The sequence below is a fragment of the uncultured Tepidimonas sp. genome, from assembly GCF_938045175.1.
In the GTDB taxonomy this organism is placed as follows: Bacteria; Pseudomonadota; Gammaproteobacteria; order Burkholderiales; family Burkholderiaceae_C; genus Tepidimonas.
Map to the genome: position 1 here is coordinate 1 of NZ_CALIND010000191.1, position 21,484 is coordinate 21,484.

The window sequence follows — 21,484 nt, forward strand, 5'->3', positions numbered from 1 at the left end:
GTGCTGGCGGTGTAGCTGGCGCTCGGGTCGCGCAGGAAGCCAAAGCCATCCGGCAGCACTTCCAGCACCCCATCGGCAAACACCTGTTCGCCCGCTTTGGCGCGTTTTTTGATGATCGCAAACATCAGCTCCTGCTTGCGCATGCGGCCGGTATTCTCGATCTCGAGCGCCTCGGCCATCTTGAGCAGCTCCGAGACGTGCAGGGCCTTCAGTTCATTCAAGTGCATGGAAATCGACTCCAGACAAGGGAGTGTGCTTGGTGGCTGCGTGGCAGTGGATGCGCACGCGCCAAGACGACATTGGGGAAAACCAACAACGGCCGGAACCATACCGGCGCAATCGGTGCCCGCACGGCTGGTTGGCTACCAACCGGGGCCGGCAGCACGTGGGGCGCTGCCTTTGACACGGATTATGACACCAAACACCCCGGGCAGCCGCACAGAGGCGCCCGCGGTTGGCTGTGCGGCGCTATCAGGCCAGGTACGGCTCGATGAAGGCGGTGAGCTGCTGTTTGCTCAGCGCGCCCACCTTGGTGGCGGCGAGTTGGCCGTCCTTGAACAGCATCAACGTGGGAATGCCGCGAATACCATACTGCGCGGGTACCGTGCGATTTTCATCCACGTTGACCTTGGCCACTTGCAGTTTGCCAGCGTAAGCGGCCGCGATCTCGTCCAGGATGGGCGCGATCATGCGACAGGGGCCGCACCATTCGGCCCAGAAATCCACCAATACCGGCGTCGTCGACTTCAGGACGTCGGCGTCGAAAGTGGCATCGGTCACGTGTTTGATCAGGTCGCTCGCCATGGTGGATGGGCCTCGGGTCGTCGTGTTCGTGTCGAATGTGAGAGGTGACGAGCCTTGACCCCGGCACTGGCTACGCGGTTAGGGCTGCTTGGTTCCCCACCTGACCCGGTTGGCCGCTTCACCATGCGGGAAGGCCCGTCACCCACCATTGTATGCGACGGCTAGAATGCCCGCATGTCGTATTTGGTGCTGGCCCGCAAATATCGCCCCAAAACCTTTGCCGAAATGGTGGGGCAGGAACACGTGGTGCAGGCGCTGGGCAACGCGCTGCGCGCACGGCGGCTGCACCATGCGTACCTGTTCACGGGCACGCGTGGCGTGGGCAAGACGACGGTCTCGCGCATCTTGGCCAAGTCGCTCAACTGCACGGGGCCGGACGGAAGGGGTGACATCACCGACACGCCGTGTGGCGTCTGCGATGCCTGCCGCGAGATCGACGCGGGCCGCTTCGTCGATTACACCGAGCTCGACGCGGCATCCAACCGCGGCGTCGACGAAGTGCAGGCCCTGCTGGAGCAGGCCGTCTACAAACCGGTGCAGGGGCGCTTCAAGGTCTTCATGATCGACGAAGTGCACATGCTCACCAACACCGCCTTCAACGCCATGTTGAAGACGCTGGAGGAGCCGCCGGAGTATCTGAAGTTCGTGCTCGCCACCACCGACCCGCAAAAAGTGCCGGTGACGGTGTTGAGCCGCTGCTTGCAGTTCAACCTGCGGCCGATGGCGCCGGAGACGGTGGCCCAGCATTTGCAGCAGGTGCTCGCGCGCGAGGCGATCGCGGCGGAGCCGGGCGCGGTGCGGCTGCTCGCGCGCGCGGCGCGAGGCTCGATGCGCGACGCGCTGAGCCTGACCGATCAAGCCATCGCCTTCGGTGCCGGGCGTCTGGCCGAGGCGGACGTGCGCCAGATGTTGGGGGCGGTGGATCATGGTTACGTCCTCGGCCTGTTGCACGCGCTCTCAGCGCGCGATGCACGCGCGCTGGTGGCCGCCGTCGACGACCTGCGTGTACAGGGGCTGCCCCCCGCGGCGACGCTGGAGGAGATGACGGCCATCCTGCAACGCTTGGCGGTGCTGCAGTGGACGGGGGAGGCCGCCGTCGACGACGCCGACGACGCACGCCTGCCGGCACTGGCGGCTGCCTTGCCGGCCGATGTCACGCAACTGCTCTACAGCCTGTGCCTGCATGGGCGTGCGGAGTTGGGGTTGGCGCCAGACGAGTACGCCGCGCTGACCATGGTGCTACTGCGTGCGTTGGCGTTCATGGGTGAGCCGCCGCCGTTGGTGGTCGCTCCCGTGGCGTCCGAGGCACCGGCGGAAAAAAAAACGCCGCCAGCGCCGCCCCCCGCCCTTGAGCCGGCCGCCGCGGCCGTGCAAGCGTTGGCCAGCCACCCTGCCGACTCGCCGCCGCTGGGGGACGAGTGGGAACGCATCGTGCTCGCGCTGGAGGCGGGCGGGCACGTGCAGGCGCTGGCCCGGGAACTGGCACTGCAGTCCGAGTTGGTGGATCGGCAGGCGCACGCTTGGCGCTTGCGCGTGCCCCAGGGCACACTGGCACAAGACACGCCGCGCGAGCGCCTGCGTGTGGCGCTGGCCCAATACCTGGGGCTGCCCGAGGGATGGCAACTGGCGGTGGAGGTGGGCCCCGCGCCCGACTCGCCCGCGCAGCGGCGTGCCGCTGCGCGCCAGGCACGCCAGCAAGCGGCCGAGGCCGCCATTCAGGGCGATCCGCTCGTGCAGTCTTTGATGCGCGACTGGGGGGCGACCATCGTCCCTGGTAGCATCCAGCCCGTCGACGGCGACCCCGCCGTCTGAACCCATCGACCCCCTTCGAGAGAAAGCACTGACCCATGTTCAACAAAGGACAGCTCGCCGGCCTGATGAAGCAGGCCCAGGCCATGCAGGAAAACCTCAAGCGCGCCCAGGAAGAACTGGCGACGATGGAGGTCACCGGCGAATCTGGCGCAGGACTGGTCAAGGTCGTGATGACCGGCAAGCACGACGTCAAGCGCGTCACCATCGACCCCAGCCTGTTGAGCGATGACAAGGAAATGCTCGAAGACCTGGTGGCCGCCGCGTTCAATGCGGCGGTGCGCAAGGTCGAGGAGACGACCCAAGAACGCATGGCCCAGGTGACCGCTGGCATGCCCGGTTTGCCCGGTGGCATGAAGTTCCCGTTCTGAGCGGACGCGACCGCTGCCCATGGGCAAGTCCGCGTCGCGGCGGCTCGAGCAGCTCATCGCAGCCCTGCAGCGGCTGCCGGGCGTGGGCGTGCGCTCGGCCTCGCGCATGGCATACCACTTGTTGCAGCACGACCGCGACGGCGCGCTGCAGCTCGCGCACGCGCTGCAGGCTGCGGCCGAAGGCGTCCAGCACTGCGCGCTGTGCCACACGTTTTCGGAAGAGGCGATTTGCCCGACCTGCGCCGACCCCACACGCGATGCGGGGCTGTTGTGCGTCGTCGAAACGCCGGCCGACCAGGCGGCGCTCGAGCGCACCGGCGCCTACCGCGGGCGCTATTTCGTCCTGATGGGGCGGCTCAGCCCGCTCGACGGCATTGGTCCTGACCACATCGGCGTGCGGCCGCTGCTGGAGCGCTTGCAGAGTACGCCACCGGTGCAAGAGGTGATTCTGGCCACCAGCTTTACCGCCGAGGGAGAGGCCACCGCCCACGTGGTGGGACAACTGGCGCGCGCTCTGGGCCTGAAAGTGACCCGGCTGGCCCGCGGCGTACCCGTGGGCAGCGAACTGGAGTATGTCGACCTCGGTACGATCGCGCACGCGCTGGCAGACCGGCGCTGACGCCTCCCGGCGGGTGCGGGAATACCCGCTCCGGGATGACCCTGTCGGGGCAGATCCCGATGCGCGGCCCCGATGCCGCGTCTTATCCTGTACGGACATCGTCGCCCGCGCGAGCGGGCGGCATCAGCCGGGGCGGCGACATGGACAGGCGGGGTTGTTTGCGTGTGCTGGGGGGGGCGGTCGTCACCACGACGCTGCCGCCACGTGTGCGGGCCGGGGCAGCAGCCCCGGTGTCGGTGCAGTGGGCGCTGCACACACCACTGGCGGCCCTGCCGGTGCGGCTGGCCGAGCGGCTTGGTTACTTCGCCGCCGAGGGGGTGGCCGTTGCGCTGGCGCCGCACGGCTCGGCCTCAGCGGCTGCACTCGACCCCGACGCGGTCCGGGTTCACGCCGGTGCCTTCGACTTCGTGTTGCGCCAACAGCTGCATGGGCAGCCCGAGCAGGCATTTCTGGCGCTGGTCCGTACGCCACAGCTTGGGTTTGGTTGGCGCCATCCGGCACCCGCGCAGGGTCAAGGGCTCGCCGCGGCGCCCGTGCGGGTTGGCGTGCTGGCGGGTGACCGGATGGCACCTGCGATCGCCGCCCTGGTGCTGCAGGGACAGGGGGTCGCGCCGGGGCAGGTGCAGTATCCGACGCTGGGCGACGTGGCGCATACACAAACGCTGCTGGCATCGGGCACCATCGACGCCGTCTGCGTGGGCGACCCGATGCTGACCCAGCTGCAACGCCAGGGCGCCATCCGTCTGGTGGCCGACACCCGCCACCCGTCGGACAGTCAGCGCTTGCTCGGTGGCCCGGTCTTGTGCGCCTGCCTGAGCGCACCCGAGCCGCAGGTGCGCCGCCACGGCGCCGAGCTGCAGTCCGTCGCCCGTGCGGTGCGGCGTGCGTTGCGCTGGCTGCAGACCGCGGGGCCGTCGGATCTGGCGCGCCACGCCGACCTGGGCGGCTTTGCGGGTGATCCGAGCCTTTTTTTGTCCATTTTGATGCACACGCGGGGGGCGTTTTCACCCGACGGTACGCTGGAGCCACAGGCCGTGCAGCAGGTACTGCGGGTGCTGTACGCGCAACCCCAGGGCATGGATTACGATTCACTCGACCCCACGCGCCTGTACACGACCCGATTGCTGCCGACCTGAGCCGCTTTGGGCGCCGATAATCGGGTCCGTGTCCGCCATCCCGCTTTTCACTGCTCCTGTGCCATCCGATCTGTTCACTTCCGCGAGCGCCGAGGGCGCGACCCACCCTTCGGATGACCCCGAATGGCAGCGTGTGCAGGCGCTGCGCCGCCTGCTGCACCACCACGCGTGGCGCTACTACGTGCTGGACGACCCCGAAATTCCGGACGCCGAGTACGACCGCCTGTTGGCCGAACTGCAGGCGATCGAGGCCCGCCACCCGGATTGGGTGACACCCGACTCGCCCACCCAGCGCGTCGGCGCGCCACCGCTGGAGGGGTTTACCACCGTGCGGCACGCAGTGCCGATGCTCAGCATCCGCACCGAAACCGATACCGACCCGGCCGCTGCGCTGGCATTCGATGCGCGCATCCGCAAAGACCTCGGATTGGGGCCTGACGACCCACCGGTCGAGTACGTGGCCGAACCCAAGTTCGACGGCCTGGCCATTGGGCTGCTGTACGAGCACGGCGTGCTGGTGCGGGCCGCCACGCGCGGTGACGGTGAGACCGGCGAGGACGTGACACAAAACATCCGCACCATCGGGCAGATACCCTTGCGGCTGCGGGGGGCGGGAGTGCCAGTGCCCCGCCTGGAGGTGCGAGGCGAGGTCTACATGCGCCGCGATGCGTTCGAGGCCCTCAATGCCCGTCAGCGTGAGCGCGGCGAAAAGACCTTCGTCAATCCCCGCAACGCGGCCGCGGGCGCAGTGCGCCAGCTCGATCCCACCGTGACGGCATCACGCCCCTTGAGTTTTTTTGCCTATGGCCTGGGAGAGGTGAGTCCGCCGACGCACGGCGGCCCCGACTTTCGCCGCCACTGGGACGTCTTGTGCGCGTTGCGGGACTGGGGATTTCCGGTATCCGACTTGGCGCGCCGCTGTGCGGGCGGTCAAGCGCTGGCCGACTACTACCGTGACATCGGGGGCCAGCGTGATGCCTTGCCGTTCGACATCGACGGCGTGGTCTACAAGGTCGATCGGCTCGACTGGCAACAACGGCTGGGCTTCGTTACCCGCGAGCCGCGCTGGGCGATCGCGCACAAATACCCGGCCCAGGAACAACTCACGCGCGTGTTGGCCATCGACGTGCAGGTCGGGCGCACGGGCAAGCTCACGCCGGTGGCCAAGCTCGAGCCGGTGTTCGTCGGCGGCGTCACCGTCACCAACGCCACGTTGCACAATGCCGACGAGGTGCGACGCAAAGACGTGCGCGTGGGCGACACCGTGATCGTGCGACGCGCCGGCGACGTCATCCCCGAGGTGGTGGCGGTGGCGCCCCCGTTGCCGGAGCCGCGGGGCGCGCCGTTCGAGATGCCCACTGCCTGCCCCGTCTGCGGCAGCGCCGTGGTGCGTGAGCCGGGCGAAGTGGATCACCGCTGCAGCGGCGGGCTGTTCTGTCCCGCCCAGCGCAAACAGGCCATCCTGCATTTTGCGCAGCGGCGCGCCATGGACATCGAGGGCCTGGGCGAAAAACTGGTCGATCAACTGGTGGATGCGAACCTGGTGCGCAACGTGGCCGATCTGTACCGGCTGGGCTTGAACGCGCTGGCAGCGCTCGATCGCATGGGCGAGAAGTCCGCCGCCAACCTGCTCGCGGCGATCGAAGCGTCCAAGTCCACGACGCTGGCGCGTTTTCTGTTCGCGCTGGGCATTCGGCACGTGGGCGAGAGCACGGCGCGCGACCTGGCGCGCCACTTCGGTCGGCTCGACGCGATCATGGATGCGTCGGTAGACGAGCTGCAGGCGGTGCCCGACGTCGGGCCCGTGGTGGCGCGCAGCATCCACACCTTTTTTGCGCAGCCGCACAACCGCGAAGTGGTCGAGCAGTTGCGCGCCTGCGGCGTCCACTGGCCCGAGCACGAGGGCACACCGGCCGCCACACCGCTGCCGCTGGCGGGCAAGACGTTCGTGCTGACCGGCACGCTGCCCACGCTCACACGCGACGAAGCCAAGGCCCGCATCGAAGCCGCGGGGGGGAAGGTGGTGGGATCGGTCAGCCGCAAGACCGACTGGGTGGTCGCCGGTGAGGCCGCGGGCAGCAAGCTCGAGCGTGCCCGAGAACTGGGCGTGCCCGTGCTCGACGAGGCGGGGTTGCTCGCGCTGTTGGGCGAGGCGCCCAAGTCGACGCCCGCACCTGGAGCTGGCATCAGTCCTGCTTGAACCGGTAGTGGTCGCGGTTGAGGACGGCGGCCACCGCCGTCACTTCCTCGGGCCACAGCTGCAGGTTGAGCATGCTGTTGCACTGCTCGACCATACCGCGTAGCAGGCCCGGGGTGTTGATGCGCCCCAGCGGCCGGTAGATCGCGCTGCCGTCGCCGCCAACCTTTTCCGCATGGCATTGGGCGCAACGGTGCTGCTGGATCAGCTTCTCGCCCTGCGCGAGGTCGGCGTCCCGAAAAATGGTGGGCACGTCGGCCCGTACGCCGGTAGCCGCCGCCAGAGCAAGCCCTAGCACCCCGCATACCGCCCGCGCTGCCGAGAGGGTGTCGTGTCGCATGGTGCCTCCTTGAGCTGTTGTCCGTGCACTATACGGCGGAACCCGCTGCGTCGTCCAGTACCGCCATCAAGTCCTGGGTGAGCTGGGCTTGCTCGCGCGCGACATGCAGCGTCGGCCCCGTGATGACGAAGGTGTCCTCGACCCGCTCGCCCAGTGTCGTGACCTTGGCCAGCTGCACCTGAACCCGGTGCCGCATGAACACCCCTGCGATGCGGTAGAGCAGACCCTTGCGGTCGCTGGCGGACACGCTCAGCAGCCAGCGCTGCCCGCGTTCGTCGGGCTGTAACTGCACCCGGGGCACGACCGGAAAACTGCGCACCCGCCGCGAGACGCGGCCGCGCCCTGGCGTCGGCAATGGGGCCGCGGGATCGAGCGCGCGCGGCAAGCCGCTTTCCACCAGTGCGACCAACTCGCGGTAGTGTTCGGACAAGGTTTCGGTGGCGACCTGGAAGGTGTCGAGCGCACAGCCGTCGGCAGTGGTGTGGATCTTGGCGTCCAGAATCGAGAAGCCCGCTTGGTCGAAATAGCCACAGATGCGCGCGAACAGCTCGGGCTGGTCGGCGCAGTACACCAGCACCTGCAGCCCTTCGCCCGCCGGTGAGAGGCGCGCGCGCACGATGGTTGGCGGGAAGGTGCTACTGGTCTGCGCCAGTGCGCGCGACAGGTGGCGGGTGTGCCAAGCGATTTCGTCGGCACTGTGCCGCATGAAGTAGCCCACGTCCAGCCGCGACCACAGGGCCAGGTGCGCCTGATGGGGCAGGGCATGCAGGGCGAGCGCGGCCAAGGCTTCACGCTTGCGCGCCTCCACCTCGGCATGGGGGTCGGGGGCACCGCCGCCCAGCACCCGCAGCGTGACGCGGTACAGGTCTTCCAGCAACTTGGCCTTCCAGCCGTTCCACACCTTGGGGCTGGTGCCGCGGATGTCGGCCACGGTCAGCAGATACAGCCCGGTCAGTCGCCGCTCGTCCCCAACCAGGCGGGCGAAGGCGCGAATCACCTCGGGATCGCTGGTGTCCTCCCGTTGTGCCACGTGGCTCATGGTCAGGTGCTGCGCGACCAAAAAGCGAATCAGCTCGGCGTCCTCGCGCGCGATCCCGTGCTGGCGGGCAAACACCATCACGTCGCGCGCGCCGATGACCGAGTGGTCGCCGCCGCGGCCCTTGCCGATGTCGTGAAACAGCGCGGCCACGTACAGGATCCACGGCTTGTCCCAGCCGGCGGCGAGCTGCGAGCAAAACGGGTATTCGTGGGCATGCTCTGGCATGAAGAAGCGCCGCATGTTGCGCAGCACCATCAGGATGTGCTGGTCGACCGTGTAGACGTGGAACAGGTCGTGCTGCATCTGCCCGACCGCGTTGCGAAACGGCCACAGGTAGCGCCCCAGGACGGAGGTCTGGTTCATGAGCCGAAAGGCATGGGTGATGCCCTGGGGCTGCTGCAGGATGCGCAGAAAGGTCTGGCGATTGACCGGATCGCGCCGAAATGCCGCGTTCATGATGGGGCGGGCGTTATAGAGCGCGCGCAGCGTACGCGCCGATAGCCCCTTGATGCCGGGGGTCTGCTGGTAAAGCAAAAAGGTTTCCAAAATGGCGTGCGGTTGGTGCCAGTAGAGGTCGTCGCTGGCCACCTCCAGCATGCCACCCCGGTCCAGAAAGCGCTCGTTGATGGGGCGCAGGGGGCCGACACCGTGCTCATCGCGCTCGAGCCGCTCCTGAATGTTGAGCAGCAAAATCTGATTGAGCTGGGTGACTGCCTTGGCGGCCCAGTAGTAGCGGCGCATGAAGCGCTCACTGGCGCGACGCGCGCGGCGTGCCGACTGCTCGCGCCCCCCCTCAGCACCCACCTGCGCCTCGATACCAAAGGCCTGCGCCAGCGCGGTCTGCAAATCAAAGACCAGCCGATCCTCGCGTCGACGCGCCAACACGTGCAAGCGGGCGCGGATCAGGCTCAAGAGTGCCTCGTTGGCCTTGAGCTGGCGCGCCTCGCGTGCGGTGGCCAGGCCGCGCCGCGCCAGCTCGTCCCACGTGCTGCCCAGCCCCGCCGCTTTGGCCACCCACAGAATGACCTGCAGATCGCGCAACCCACCGGGCGACTCCTTGCAATTGGGCTCTAGGGCATACGGGGTGTTTTCGTAGCGCTGGTGGCGCTGTTGCATCTCGAACTGCTTGGCACGGCAGAATGTCAGCGCATCGATCTGTTCACCCAACGCGCGTCCGAGGGCTTCGAACTGGCGCCGATCGCCAGCCAGCCAGCGGCTCTCCAGCAGCGCGGTCTGCACCGAAATGTCGTTGGATGCCTCGCGCAGGCAGTCGGCCACCGTGCGCACGCTGGAACCGATCTCCAAGCCCACGTCCCAGCACTGTCCGATGAAGCGCTCGACCGCGCTCTGCCAGGGGGGCGGGGCGTCGGTGCTGGTGTGGTCGGGCAACAGCACGAGCACGTCCACGTCGGAGTACGGAAACAACTCGCCGCGTCCATATCCCCCGACCGCCACCAGCGTCAGCGCGTGGGGTAGGCCGGCGCCGGTCCACAAACGGCGCAAGGTGTCGTCAGTCAGGCGGCTGAGGCGCCGCAGCAGGCTGCGCACCCCGCGTGAGCGCACGTCCAGCGACTCGATGGCCTGCAGAATGGCCGCCTTTTGCGTGCGGTAGTGCTGGCGCAGCGCCGCCAACGGCGCCTCAGGCAGGGGTGCAACGGTGTCGGTCATGGCCCAGTGACAAGCAAGACCGGGGCCAGCCCACGCTCAGGCCGGGGCGGACTGTGCGGCCGTGACGAACGCCGGCGGGGCAGGGGTGCCAGCCGATTGGGTGAGCACCTCGTAGCCGTTCTCCGTGCACAGCACGGTGTGCTCCCACTGCGCCGACAGCGACCGGTCGCGCGTGACGATGGTCCAGCCATCGCCCATTTCGCGGATGTCGCGGCGGCCCTGGTTGATCATCGGCTCGATGGTGAAAGTCATACCCGGCTGCAGCTCCATGCCAGTGCCGGGACGGCCGTAATGCAGCACCTGGGGGTCTTCGTGAAAGCGGCGGCCGATGCCGTGGCCGCAGAATTCGCGCACCACGCTATAGCCAGCGCTTTCGGCATAAGTCTGGATCGCGTGGCCGATGTCACCCAACCGCACGCCCGGGCGCACCATTTGGATGCCCTTCCACATCGCTTCATACGTGACCTGGCACAACCGCCTTGCGTGGGGCGCAACCTCGCCGACGAGGAACATGCGACTCGTGTCGCCGTGCCAGCCGTTCTTGATGACGGTCACGTCGATGTTGACGATGTCGCCTTTTTTGAGCGGCTTGTCGTTGGGGATGCCGTGACAGACCACGTGGTTGACCGACGTGCAAATGCTCTTGGGGTATGGCTGGTAGCCGTTGGGGGCGTAGTTGAGCGGCGCGGGCACGGCCTGCTGCACGTTGACGATGTAGTCGTGTGCCAGTCGATCGAGCTCGTTGGTGGTGACGCCGGGGCGAACGTACGGGGTCAAATAGTCGAGCACCTCCGCGGCCAGCCGTCCGGCGAGTCGCATGCCTTCGATGCCGGCGGCATCTTTGATGGTGACGGTCATGTCGTGAAATAGAGCTGTTGCGCTGGCCCGTCCGGAGGGGCTCGAACCCCCGACCCACGGCTTAGAAGGCCGTTGCTCTATCCCGCTGAGCTACGGACGGCAGGGGTGTGAATGCATTGGTCGGAGCGAAAGGATTCGAACCTTCGACCCTCTGCTCCCAAAGCAGATGCGCTACCAGACTGCGCTACGCTCCGACGTCGAAGCCCGCATTGTAGCGGCTTGGGCGCACCGCGGCGGCGCCGGGGCGAACGGGCCCCAAGCCGGGGATGATGCATTTCGGAGCATGGGGTGTTAGAATAGCTGGGTCACGACCGAATGGGCGGGTGCATACCGGCCCATTTTTTTTGGTCGAACGTCCAATCACGATGGGTGGCAAGCGTGGGAGCGTGATCAGCGCGCTTTCCCAGAAAGGGCAGATACGAATCGCATGAGCTGGCAGCAGGTGGTCGAGCAGACGGTCGTTGGACTGGGGTACGAGTTGGTGGATCTGGAGCGGTCCGCCGGCGGGCTGCTGCGCGTGACCATCGACTGGCCGTGGGATGCGGCGCAGCCGCAAGAGCGCTTCGTGACCGTGGACGATTGCGAACGCGTCACGCGCCAGCTCCAGTACGTGCTGGAGGTGGAGGGCGTCGATTACCGGCGCCTGGAGGTCGGCTCGCCCGGTATCGACCGCCCGCTGCGCCATGAGCGGGATTACGAGCGCTTCGTGGGCGAAGTCGTCGATCTGTCGCTGCGCACACCGATCGGGGCGGCGGCTGCCGGTGCGGTGGCGCCGACGCGCAAGAAGTTCCGTGGCACCTTGCGCCGTGGCAGCCAGCCGGGTACCTGGCAGCTCGAGCTGATCGACGAGGCGACGCCGTCTGCGCGCGCCAAGCCGACCGGCAAGCCACAGCGGCGCGTGGCGGACCTGGCCACCGTTCAGGTGCTGGGTTTTACGCTCGACGAGGTGCGCGAGGCGCGCCTGGCGCCCATCGTGGATTTCAAAGGGCGCCGCCCGCGCGGCGCCCATGATCCCGCTTGAAACGAATACGCAGGCAGTGAAAGGCAGGCCAGAACAATGAACCGCGAAATGTTGATGTTGATCGATGCCATCTCGCGCGAGAAGAATGTGGAGCCGCGCGTCGTGTTGGCAGCGGTGGAGTCGGCCCTTGCGTCGGCGACCAAGAAGCTGCTCGGCGGCGAGGTGGACGTGCGGGTGTCGATCGATCCGGACACCGGGGCGTATGAAACGTTCCGGCGCTGGAAAGTGGTGCCCGACGAGGCCGGCCTGCAAAACCCGGACGCTGAGGAGCTGTACTCCGACGCGGTGGAAGACCATCCGGGCATTCAGGTGGGCGACTACATCGAAAAGCCGATCGAGAGCGTGCCCATTGGCCGCATTGGCGCCATGGCCGCCAAGCAGGTCATTCTGCAAAAGATCAGCGATGCCGAGCGAGAGATGCTGCTCAACGACTTCCTGTCGCGTGGCGACCGGATCTTCGTTGGTACCGTCAAGCGGCTCGACAAGGGCGACGTCATCGTCGAAAGCGGCCGGGTTGAAGGCCGCTTGAAGCGCAGCGAGATGATCCCGAAGGAGAACTTCCGTACGGGCGACCGGGTGCGTGCCCTCATCATGGAGGTGGATCCCACGCTGCGCGGCGCGCCCATCCTGCTGTCGCGTGCGTCGCCGGAGTTCATGATCGAGCTGTTTCGCCAAGAAGTGCCTGAGATCGAGCAGGGGCTGCTGGAGATCAAGGCCTGCGCGCGTGACCCGGGCAGCCGCGCCAAGATTGCCGTGCTCTCGCACGACCGACGCATCGACCCGATCGGCACGTGCGTGGGCGTGCGCGGCTCGCGCGTCAATGCGGTCACCAACGAGCTCTCCGGCGAACGCGTGGACATCGTGCTGTGGAGCGACGATCCTGCCCAATTCGTCATCGGCGCGCTGGCGCCGGCCAACGTGCAGTCGATCGTGGTCGACGAAGAACGGCACGCGATGGACGTGGTGGTCGACGAAGAAAACCTGGCCATCGCCATCGGCCGCGGCGGGCAAAACGTGCGCCTGGCGTCCGAGCTGACCGGCTGGAAAATCAACATCATGACGGCCGAAGAGTCGGCCCAGAAGCAGGCGCAGGAGCGCCAAGCGCTGCGCGAGCTGTTCATGAACAAGCTCGACGTGGACGAGGAAATCGCCGACATCCTGATCGAAGAAGGCTTCACCAGCCTCGAGGAAGTGGCCTACGTGCCGCTGCAGGAAATGCTGGAGATCGAAGCCTTCGACGAGGACACCGTCAACGAGTTGCGCGCACGCGCCAAGGACGCGCTGCTGACGATGGAGATCGCCAAAGAAGAAAGCGTCGAGGAGGTCTCGCAGGACCTGCGCGACCTGGAAGGCATGAGCACCGACCTGATCGCCAAACTGGCCGAAGCCGGTGTGCACACACTCGACGACCTGGCCGATTTGGCGGTCGACGAATTGATCGAAATCACGGGGCAAAGCCGCGAAGAAGCGACGGCCCTGATCATGAAGGCGCGCGAGCACTGGTTCGCTGGTGATGCGTCGTCCGCGCGTTCGTGAACGGCCCAGCCGAGGAGAAGGACCCCCTATGTCGAGTAACACCGTCGCCGAATTCGCTGCCGAACTGAACAAACCCGTCTCGCTGCTGCTGGAGCAGTTCGCTGCCGCTGGCGTGGACAAGCGTGCGGGCAGCGATTCCGTGACCGAAGCGGACAAACAGCGCCTGCTGGCCTACCTCAAGGCGGCCCACGGCACCCAGGGTCAGGAGCGACGCAAGATCACCCTGACCAAGCGTTCGACCACTGAGATCAAGCAGGCCGACGCGTCGGGCAAGGCGCGCACGATCCAGGTCGAGGTGCGCAAGAAGCGCACCTTCGTCAAGCGTGACGACGAGACCGAGACGCGGGCACCGGAGGTGTCGGAGGCGGAGGAAGCGGCGCAGGCGACGGAGCTGGCGCGCCGCGAGGAAGAGGCGCGCCTGCAGGCCGAGCGCCTGCGCCAGGAAGAGGAGGCGCTGGCCCGCCAACGTCGCGAGCGTGAGGAGGCCGAGGCCCGCGCTGCCGAAGAAGCGCGCCTGGCGCGGGAGGCCGCCGAGGCGCGCGCCCGTGCCGAGCGCGAGGCGGCGCTCGCGCGCGCTCGCAACGAAGCCACCGCCACCGCCGATGTGGCGCCAGCGGCGGCCGAGAAGGCGCCCAACCCGTCCTTGAGCGACGCGGCGGCGCAAGAGGCTGCCGAGCGCCAAGCCGCGCAGCAGGCCGAGCAGGCCCGGCGTGAAGCCGAACGTGCCGCCGAGGAGGCGCGCGCGCGCGAGCTGGAAGAGCGCCGCCGCAAGGCGCTGGCCGAGGCGGAGGCGATTCGCGCCATGATGGCCCAGCCGCGCAAGGTGCTGGTGGCCAAAAAACCGGAGGAGCCCAAACCCGCGGCCGAGGCCAAACCCGGCCTCAAGGGCACGCTGCACAAACCGGCCGGCACGCCCGCGCGTCCGGCGCCGGCACCGGCTGCGCCTTCGGCCAAGAAAGAGGTCAAATCCGAAGCCTTGTCGTCGTCTTGGAAGGACGATGCGGCGAAGAAGAAAGAGCTCAAGACCCGGGGTGACAGTGGCCCGGCTCGTGGCGGCAGCAACTGGCGTGCCGGCCCCAAGGGCAAACCCGGCCGCGGTGGGCGCGACGAGCGCGATGGGCGCGGCCCGTCGTCGCCCGCGACGGCCGAGCAGCGTGTCATCGAGGTCCACGTGCCCGAGACCATCACAGTGGCCGAGCTGGCACACAAGATGGCACTCAAAGCGTCCGAGGTCATCAAGCAGCTCATGAAACTGGGCCAGATGGTGACCATCAACCAGTCGCTGGACCAGGATACGGCCATGATCGTGGTCGAGGAGCTGGGGCACAAGGCCATCGCCGCCTCGCTGGACGACCCGGAGGCGTTTTCGGAAGAGGAGGCCGTGCTGTACCAAGGCGAGCCCAAGCCGCGCCCGCCGGTGGTCACGGTCATGGGTCACGTGGACCACGGCAAGACGTCGCTGCTGGACTATATCCGCCGCTCCAAGGTCGCTGCGGGCGAAGCCGGCGGCATCACGCAGCACATCGGCGCCTATCACGTGGAGACGCCGCGCGGTGTCATCACCTTCCTGGACACGCCGGGCCACGAGGCGTTTACCGCCATGCGCGCGCGCGGCGCCCAGGCCACGGACATCGTGATCCTGGTGGTGGCCGCCGACGATGGCGTCATGCCGCAAACGCGCGAGGCGATCAAGCACGCCAAGGCGGCAGGGGTGCCGATCGTGGTGGCGTTGACGAAGATCGACAAGCCCGACGCCAACCCCGAGAAGGTCAAGCAAGAGCTGGTGGCCGAAGAAGTCGTGCCCGAGGAATACGGCGGTGACTCCCCCTTCATTGGGGTGTCGTCCAAGACCGGGCAGGGCATCGACGAGCTGCTGGAAAACGTGCTGCTGCAGGCCGAGGTGCTCGAGCTCAAGGCCCCGGTGGACGCCAAGGCCAAGGGGTTGGTCATCGAAGCCCGCCTGGACAAAGGCCGCGGCCCGGTGGCCACGGCGTTGGTGCAATCCGGCACGCTGCGCGTGGGCGACGTGGTGCTGGCGGGCCAGACGTACGGCCGGGTGCGCGCCATGCTCGACGAAAACGGTCGCCAGGTCAAGGAAGCGGGCCCGTCGATCCCGGTCGAAATCCAGGGGTTGGCGGAGGTTCCGCTGGCGGGCGACGACTTCATGGTCATGGCCGACGAGCGGCGCGCGCGCGAAATCGCCACCTACCGCGCGGGTAAGTACCGCAGCACCAAGCTGGCCAAGCAGCAAGCGGCCAAGCTGGAGAACATGTTTGCCGACATGACCGCGGGCGAGGTCAAGACCCTGCCCATCATCATCAAGGCCGACGTGCAGGGCTCGCAAGAAGCGCTGTCGACGGCGCTGCTCAAGCTCTCCACCGACGAGGTGCGTGTGCAGTTGGTCTACGCGGGCGTGGGCGGGATCAGCGAGTCCGACGTCAACCTGGCGATCGCCTCCAAGGCCATCATCATCGGCTTCAACGTGCGCGCCGATGCGAATGCGCGCAAGTTGGCCGAGTCGGCCGACGTCGAGATCCGCTACTACAACATCATCTACGACGCGGTCGACGAGATCAAGGCGGCCATGGCCGGGCTGCTGTCGCCCGAAAAGCGCGAAGAGGTCATCGGCATGGCCGAGGTGCGCACGGTGTTCGTGGCGTCCAAAATCGGCACGGTCGCCGGTTGCATGGTCACCCAGGGCTACGTCACGCGCTCGGCTCATTTCCGGCTCATCCGCGACAACGTCGTCGTCTACACGGGCGAACTGGAGTCGCTCAAGCGCTTCAAGGACGACGTGCGCGAGGTCAAGGAAGGCTTCGAGTGCGGCATCAAGCTCAAGAACTACAACGACATCAAGGAAGGTGACGTGCTGGAGTTCTTCGAGATCAAGGAAGTGGCGCGCACGCTGTAAGGAGCCCACATGCCCCCCCGCAAAGGTCCACACCGCAGCCACCAAGTGGCCGACCAAATCCAGCGCGACTTGAGCGAGCTGATTGCCCGCGAGCTCAAGGACCCGCGCATCGGCATGGTCACTATCCAGTCGGTGGAGGTGACGCCCGACTATGCGCACGCCAAGGTGTATTTCAGCGTCTTGGTGGGCGATCCGGCAGAGACCGAAGAGGCGCTCAACCAGGGCGCGGGTTTTCTGCGCAACGCGCTCTTCAAGCGTCTGCACATCCACACCGTGCCGACCTTGCATTTCGTGTACGACCGCAGCATCGAGCGCGCCGCCGACCTCAACGCCCTGATCGCCAAGGCGGTGGCATCGCGCGGCAAGGACGAGGACCCCGCATGACCGCCGAGCCCCGTGCACGGGTGCCGCGGCGCCCCGTGCATGGGGTGCTGCTGTTGGACAAGCCGCTGGGGCTCAGCGCCCAAGCGGCGGTGGCCAAAGTCAAGTGGCTGCTGGCAGCCGAAAAAGCGGGCCATACCGGCACGCTCGATCCGCTGGCCACGGGCCTGCTGCCCATCTGCCTGGGAGCCGCCACCAAGCTGGCCCAGGTGCACCTGGACGCCGACAAGGGCTACGAGGCGGTGCTGCGTCTGGGCGTGCGCACCCGCACCGGCGACGCCGAAGGCGAGGTGGTGGCGCGCGCGCCGGTGGATCCCGCGCTGCTCACGGCCGAACATCTGGACCGGGTGGCGCGGCGCTTCACGGGCGAGATCGAACAAATCCCGCCGATGCACAGCGCACTCAAAAAAGACGGGCGTGCCCTGTATGAATATGCCCGTGCCGGTGTCGAGGTCGAGCGCCCTGCGCGGCGCGTGACCATCCACGCGCTGACACTCGCCCCCGTGCCCGACGACCCGTCGGCCCTGACGCTGCGCGTGCGCTGCAGCAAGGGTACCTATGTGCGCACACTGGCCGAGGATATCGGCCAGGCGCTGGGGTGCGGCGCGCATCTGATCGCGCTGCGGCGTACCGCTACGGGCGGACTGAGTCTGTCCGACGCCATCACGGTCGATGCGCTGCAAGCCCTGCCACCGGACGAGCGGCGGTGCGCCGTGCGGCCGCCCGAGGTGCTGTTGCACGGCTGGCCCGAGATCGTGTTGAACGAGCGGGAAGCCGCGCGGTTTTTGTCGGGCCTGCGCCGTCGTGGCCCATGGCCCGACGCGGCGCATGTCGCCGTCTTCGGGGAACGCCCCCGTGCTTTGCTGGGCATCGCCCATTGCCAAGGGGGTGAGCTCATCCCCGACCGGCTGCTGACCCCCATCGAAATTGCCCAATGGCTGACCCAAGTTTCCCCATCATGAGCCGACCCATTCGCAACATCGCCATCATCGCCCACGTCGACCACGGCAAAACCACGCTCGTCGACCAACTGCTGCGCCAAAGCGGCACCTTCCGCGACAACCAACAGATCGGTGAGCGCGTGATGGACAGCAACGACCTCGAGCGCGAGCGCGGCATCACCATCTTGGCCAAAAACTGCGCCGTGCGTTGGAAGGACACGCACATCAACATCGTTGACACGCCCGGCCACGCCGATTTTGGCGGCGAGGTGGAGCGCGCGCTGTCGATGGTCGATGGCGTGCTGCTGCTCATCGATGCGCAGGAGGGGCCGATGCCGCAGACGCGCTTCGTCACCAAAAAAGCGCTGGCGCTCGGGCTCAAGCCGATCGTCGTCGTCAACAAGGTGGATAAACCCGGCGCGCGCCCGGACTACGTCATCAACGCCGCGTTCGATCTGTTCGACAAGCTGGGGGCCACCGACGAGCAGTTGGATTTTCCGGTGGTGTACGCCTCGGGCCTCAACGGCTGGGCGTCGCGTACCGAGGGTGAGCCCGGGCAAGCGTGGGGGACCGACATGGCCCCGCTGTTCGAGACCATCGTGCAGCACGTACCCGTGCACCAGGGCGACCCGAATGCGCCGCTGCAGCTGCAGATTTCGTCGCTGGATTATTCGTCGTACGTGGGGCGCATCGGGGTAGGGCGCATCAACGCAGGCACCATCCGCCCTGGCATGGAGGTGCTGGTGTGCGAAGGCCCCGACGGACCGCGCCGCAAGGGGCGCATCAACCAGGTGCAAACCTTCCAGGGCCTGGAGCGCGTGCTGGCCGACAGTGCCGGCCCGGGCGACATCGTGCTCATCAACGGCATCGAGGACATCGGCATTGGCGTGACGGTGTGCGACCCGCTCGATCCGCGTCCGTTGCCCATGCTCAAGGTCGATGAGCCGACGCTGACGATGAACTTCTGCGTCAACACGTCGCCGCTGGCGGGCCGCGAAGGCAAATACGTCACCAGCCGCCAGATCTGGGACCGCCTGCAGCGCGAGCTGCAGAGCAACGTGGCCCTGCGCGTGCGCGAGACCAGCGAAGACGGGGTGTTCGAAGTGTCGGGCCGCGGCGAGCTGCACCTGACCATTCTGCTGGAAAACATGCGCCGCGAGGGCTACGAGCTGGCGGTGTCCAAGCCGCGCGTGGTGTTCCAGGACATCGATGGCGTGCGCCACGAGCCGATCGAGCTGCTCACGGTGGATATCGAGGAGCCACACCAAGGGGCGGTGATGCAGGCGCTGGGCGAGCGCCGCGGGGAGCTGGTCAATATGGAGCCGGACGGGCGCGGGCGCGTGCGGCTGGAGTACCGCATTCCGGCGCGCGGCCTGATCGGGTTTCAGACCGAGTTTCTCAACCTCACGCGCGGCACGGGCCTGATGTCCAATATCTTCGACGGGTATGAGCCGTACAAGGGTGAGATTGCCAGCCGCAAGAACGGCGTGCTCATCAGCCAGGACGATGGCGAGATCGTGGCGTACGCGCTGGGCAAGCTCGACGACCGTGGGCGTATGTTCGTGCGCCCGGGCGATCCGGTCTACGAGGGCATGATCGTGGGCATCCACAGCCGCGACAACGACTTGGTGGTCAACCCGGTGCGCACCAAGCAGCTGACCAATTTCCGCGCCAGCGGCAAGGACGACGCCATCAAGCTCACGCCGCCCATCGAGCTGACGCTGGAGTACGCGGTCGAGTTCATCGAAGACGACGAGCTGGTCGAGATCACGCCCAAGAGCATCCGCCTGCGCAAGCGCTACCTGAAGGAGCACGAGCGCAAGCGCGCCAGCCGGGACGCGGCATGACGCTGCGTCACGGCCAGGCCGTCGTGTTGATGGTGGCGGTCGCGTTGCTCTGGAGCACGGCGGGTGTCGTCACGCGTCAGCTCGAGCAGGCGCAGGCGTTCGAGATCACGTTCTGGCGCAGTGCATTTACCGCGCTGTCGCTGGCGGTGATCCTGCCTGTGTGGCAAGGCGCAGACGTCTGGCGCCGTCTGATCGGCAGCGGCGCCGCGCTGTGGTTGTCGAGCTTGTGCTGGGCGGTGATGTTTACCGCGTTCATGGTCGCGCTGGCGCTGACCAGTGTGGCCAACGTGCTCATTACCCTCGCCGCCGGGCCACTGCTGACGGCGCTGGTGTCGCGGCTGTTCTTTGGTCAGCGGCTACCGCCGCACACCTGGGCTGCGATTGCGGTGGCGGGCGCGGGTATTGCCTGGATGTTCGCCCAACAGCTCGGCAACGGCGGTTGGCTGGGCAGCTTGGTGGCGCTCGGCGCACCGTTGGGGGGCGCGTTCAACTGGAACCTGGTGCAGCGCAGCCAGCGCGAGGGGCAGGGGGTCGATCTGGTGCCGGCGGTGCTGCTGGGGGCGTTGCTGTCGGCCGCCGTCACCCTGCCGCTCGCGTGGCCCTGGCAGGCCAGTGCGCACGATGTGGCCTGGCTGGCCGGGCTGGGGCTGTTTCAATTGGCGCTGCCTTGCGTGCTGGCCGTGGTGTGTGCGCGCGTGCTCAAGCCGGCCGAGGTGTCATTGCTGGCGTTGCTGGAGGTGCTGTTTGGCATCTTGCTGGCGTGGATCGGCGCGGGCGAAGTGCCGTCGCCCGCCGTGTGGCAAGGCGGCGCGCTGGTGCTGGGGGCCTTGTTCGCCCATCTGGGCTGGACCTACCGGAAGGAGACCTTTTCATGACGGCGAGTTGGAGCGATTTCATCCAAGCGGAGCGCACGGCCAATGGGGTGGGGCGCATCACGCTGAACCGCCCGCGCGCGCTCAACGCGCTCGATCTGGGCATGGTGCGGGCGTTGACGGCGACCTTGCTGCAATGGCGCGATGACCCCGAGGTGCGCGCCGTGGCCATCCGCGGCATGGGGCGGGACGGGCCTTTCAGCGCTTTTTGTGCGGGTGGGGACATTCGGTTCTTCCACCAGGCGGCGCTGGCGGGCGACGCGCGGCTGGAGTATTTCTTCACCGAGGAATACACGCTCAACCACCTCATCTTCACCTATCCCAAACCCTATGTCGCATTCATGGATGGCGTGGTCATGGGCGGCGGCATGGGGATCAGCCAGGGGGCGGCATGCCGCATCGTCACCGAGCGCACCAAAATGGCGATGCCGGAGACGAATATTGGTCTGTTTCCAGACGTGGGCGGCGGGTTTTTTCTGAGTCGCTGCCCCGGGCACGTGGGCGAGTACCTGGGCCTGACCGGTGCCGTGATCGGCGCACCGCAAGCGCTGGCTTGGGGCTTGGCCGATGTGGCCGCGCCCGCCGACGATCTGCCGCGCGCCTGGGAGGCGCTCGCCACCCTCGACGCGGCCACGCCGCCAGCGTGGCTCGCGGCATGGCAGGAGTGGATGGCGCGTGCCGACTGGCAGCCAGCACCCGCGCAGCGCACGGTAGCGCCCCTGCCCACCGAGGTGGAGTCGGCCTTTGGCGAGCCGACGGTGGCGGCCATTGTGCAGCGCCTGCAGGCCGCCGACACCGAGGCGGCCCGCCAGACCAAAACCCTGCTGCGCCAGCGCAGCCCGTTGATGCTGCACGTGGTGCTGGCGCAGATTCGCCGCGCGCGCCACCTGTCGTTGGCCGATGACCTGCGCCTGGAGCGCGACTTGGTACGGCATTGCTTCCATCCGCTGCACCTGGGGCGCACGCCCGCGCAGAGCGAGACGGTCGAAGGCATTCGCGCGCTGGCCGTCGACAAGGACCATCAGCCGCGCTGGAACCCCGGCTGCATCGAAGACGTCACGCCCGAGATGGTGGCGCCGTTTTTCGACAGCCCCTGGCCCGCGCATGCGCATCCGCTGCGGGCCTTGGCGTGAA

The 21,484-nt window shown here is 67.4% G+C and carries 18 protein-coding genes, 2 tRNA genes and 1 other RNA gene; 13 read left to right on the forward strand and 8 right to left on the reverse strand.

The features are described 5' to 3' along the window. The 3 genes from Q0716_RS09965 to ffs all read right to left on the reverse strand — a co-directional run. The coding region (locus Q0716_RS09965) for a Rho termination factor N-terminal domain-containing protein (RefSeq protein WP_299022775.1) at positions 1–227 on the reverse strand (227 nt) is incomplete at its 3' end. 244 nt (positions 228–471) lie between these two features. Continuing rightward, positions 472–804: a thioredoxin TrxA gene (gene trxA, locus Q0716_RS09970; RefSeq protein WP_299022777.1), complete on the reverse strand. Its 333-nt coding sequence runs from the start codon at positions 802–804 to the stop codon at positions 472–474. Positions 805–847: 43 nt separating this feature from the next. Then, an RNA gene (gene ffs, locus Q0716_RS09975) (signal recognition particle sRNA small type) lies at positions 848–944 on the reverse strand. A gap of 34 nt (positions 945–978) precedes the next feature. Between ffs and dnaX the strand changes: the two genes are divergently transcribed. From dnaX to ligA, 5 genes are all read left to right on the forward strand, one after another. Beyond that, positions 979–2,616, forward strand: coding sequence for a DNA polymerase III subunit gamma/tau (gene dnaX, locus Q0716_RS09980; protein WP_299022780.1), 1,638 nt, complete (start codon positions 979–981; stop codon positions 2,614–2,616). A 35-nt stretch (positions 2,617–2,651) separates the two neighbouring features. Further along, the gene (locus Q0716_RS09985; protein ID WP_299022782.1) at positions 2,652–2,984 is read left to right on the forward strand and encodes a YbaB/EbfC family nucleoid-associated protein; all 333 of its coding nucleotides are present in this window, start codon (positions 2,652–2,654) and stop codon (positions 2,982–2,984) included. Positions 2,985–3,003: 19 nt separating this feature from the next. Continuing rightward, complete coding sequence (gene recR, locus Q0716_RS09990) at positions 3,004–3,603, forward strand: recombination mediator RecR (RefSeq protein ID WP_299022784.1); 600 nt, start codon at positions 3,004–3,006, stop codon at positions 3,601–3,603. Between the two features lie 35 nt (positions 3,604–3,638). Next, positions 3,639–4,739 (forward strand): hypothetical protein, encoded by a 1,101-nt coding sequence (locus tag Q0716_RS09995; RefSeq protein ID WP_299022786.1) that lies wholly within the window; start codon positions 3,639–3,641, stop codon positions 4,737–4,739. Positions 4,740–4,872: 133 nt separating this feature from the next. Further along, entirely contained in the window at positions 4,873–6,939 is a 2,067-nt protein-coding gene (gene ligA / locus Q0716_RS10000; protein WP_299022833.1) for an NAD-dependent DNA ligase LigA, read from the forward strand. Here ligA and Q0716_RS10005 read toward each other — a convergent pair. From Q0716_RS10005 to Q0716_RS10025, 5 genes are all read right to left on the reverse strand, one after another. Beyond that, positions 6,926–7,276, reverse strand: a complete 351-nt coding sequence (locus Q0716_RS10005) for a hypothetical protein (RefSeq protein WP_299022789.1) — start codon at positions 7,274–7,276, stop codon at positions 6,926–6,928. The genes ligA and Q0716_RS10005 overlap by 14 nt on opposite strands. 28 nt (positions 7,277–7,304) lie before the next feature. Continuing rightward, positions 7,305–9,983, reverse strand: a complete 2,679-nt coding sequence (locus Q0716_RS10010; RefSeq protein ID WP_299022792.1) for a [protein-PII] uridylyltransferase — start codon at positions 9,981–9,983, stop codon at positions 7,305–7,307. 36 nt (positions 9,984–10,019) lie between these two features. After that, on the reverse strand, positions 10,020–10,841 hold the full coding sequence (gene map / locus Q0716_RS10015; protein ID WP_299022794.1) for a type I methionyl aminopeptidase: 822 nt from the start codon (positions 10,839–10,841) through the stop codon (positions 10,020–10,022). 23 nt (positions 10,842–10,864) lie between these two features. After that, positions 10,865–10,941 (reverse strand) — tRNA-Arg (locus tag Q0716_RS10020). 17 nt (positions 10,942–10,958) lie between these two features. Next, a tRNA-Pro gene (locus Q0716_RS10025) sits at positions 10,959–11,035 on the reverse strand. A 233-nt stretch (positions 11,036–11,268) separates the two neighbouring features. On the opposite strand from Q0716_RS10025, the gene rimP reads away from it, so the two are divergent. Genes rimP through Q0716_RS10065 form a run of 8 tightly spaced genes read left to right on the forward strand, consistent with a single transcriptional unit; the run spans position 11,269 to position 21,483 of the window. Further along, on the forward strand, positions 11,269–11,862 hold the full coding sequence (gene rimP, locus Q0716_RS10030) for a ribosome maturation factor RimP (protein WP_299022797.1): 594 nt from the start codon (positions 11,269–11,271) through the stop codon (positions 11,860–11,862). A gap of 36 nt (positions 11,863–11,898) precedes the next feature. Then, on the forward strand, positions 11,899–13,398 hold the full coding sequence (gene nusA, locus Q0716_RS10035; protein WP_299022799.1) for a transcription termination factor NusA: 1,500 nt from the start codon (positions 11,899–11,901) through the stop codon (positions 13,396–13,398). 28 nt (positions 13,399–13,426) lie between these two features. Then, on the forward strand, positions 13,427–16,309 hold the full coding sequence (infB, locus tag Q0716_RS10040) for a translation initiation factor IF-2 (protein ID WP_299022801.1): 2,883 nt from the start codon (positions 13,427–13,429) through the stop codon (positions 16,307–16,309). Between the two features lie 9 nt (positions 16,310–16,318). Continuing rightward, positions 16,319–16,693: a 30S ribosome-binding factor RbfA gene (gene rbfA / locus Q0716_RS10045; protein WP_299022804.1), complete on the forward strand. Its 375-nt coding sequence runs from the start codon at positions 16,319–16,321 to the stop codon at positions 16,691–16,693. After that, on the forward strand, positions 16,690–17,652 hold the full coding sequence (gene truB / locus Q0716_RS10050; protein ID WP_299022808.1) for a tRNA pseudouridine(55) synthase TruB: 963 nt from the start codon (positions 16,690–16,692) through the stop codon (positions 17,650–17,652). Before rbfA ends, truB begins: the two co-directional genes overlap by 4 nt. Then, a complete protein-coding gene (typA, locus tag Q0716_RS10055) occupies positions 17,649–19,478 on the forward strand; it encodes a translational GTPase TypA (RefSeq protein WP_299022810.1) in 1,830 nt (609 codons plus the stop codon). The genes truB and typA overlap by 4 nt, the downstream gene beginning before the upstream one ends. Further along, the gene (locus Q0716_RS10060; protein ID WP_299022813.1) at positions 19,475–20,353 is read left to right on the forward strand and encodes a DMT family transporter; all 879 of its coding nucleotides are present in this window, start codon (positions 19,475–19,477) and stop codon (positions 20,351–20,353) included. The genes typA and Q0716_RS10060 overlap by 4 nt, the downstream gene beginning before the upstream one ends. Beyond that, positions 20,350–21,483: an enoyl-CoA hydratase/isomerase family protein gene (locus Q0716_RS10065; protein ID WP_299022817.1), complete on the forward strand. Its 1,134-nt coding sequence runs from the start codon at positions 20,350–20,352 to the stop codon at positions 21,481–21,483. The genes Q0716_RS10060 and Q0716_RS10065 overlap by 4 nt, the downstream gene beginning before the upstream one ends. Position 21,484 lies beyond the last annotated feature (1 nt).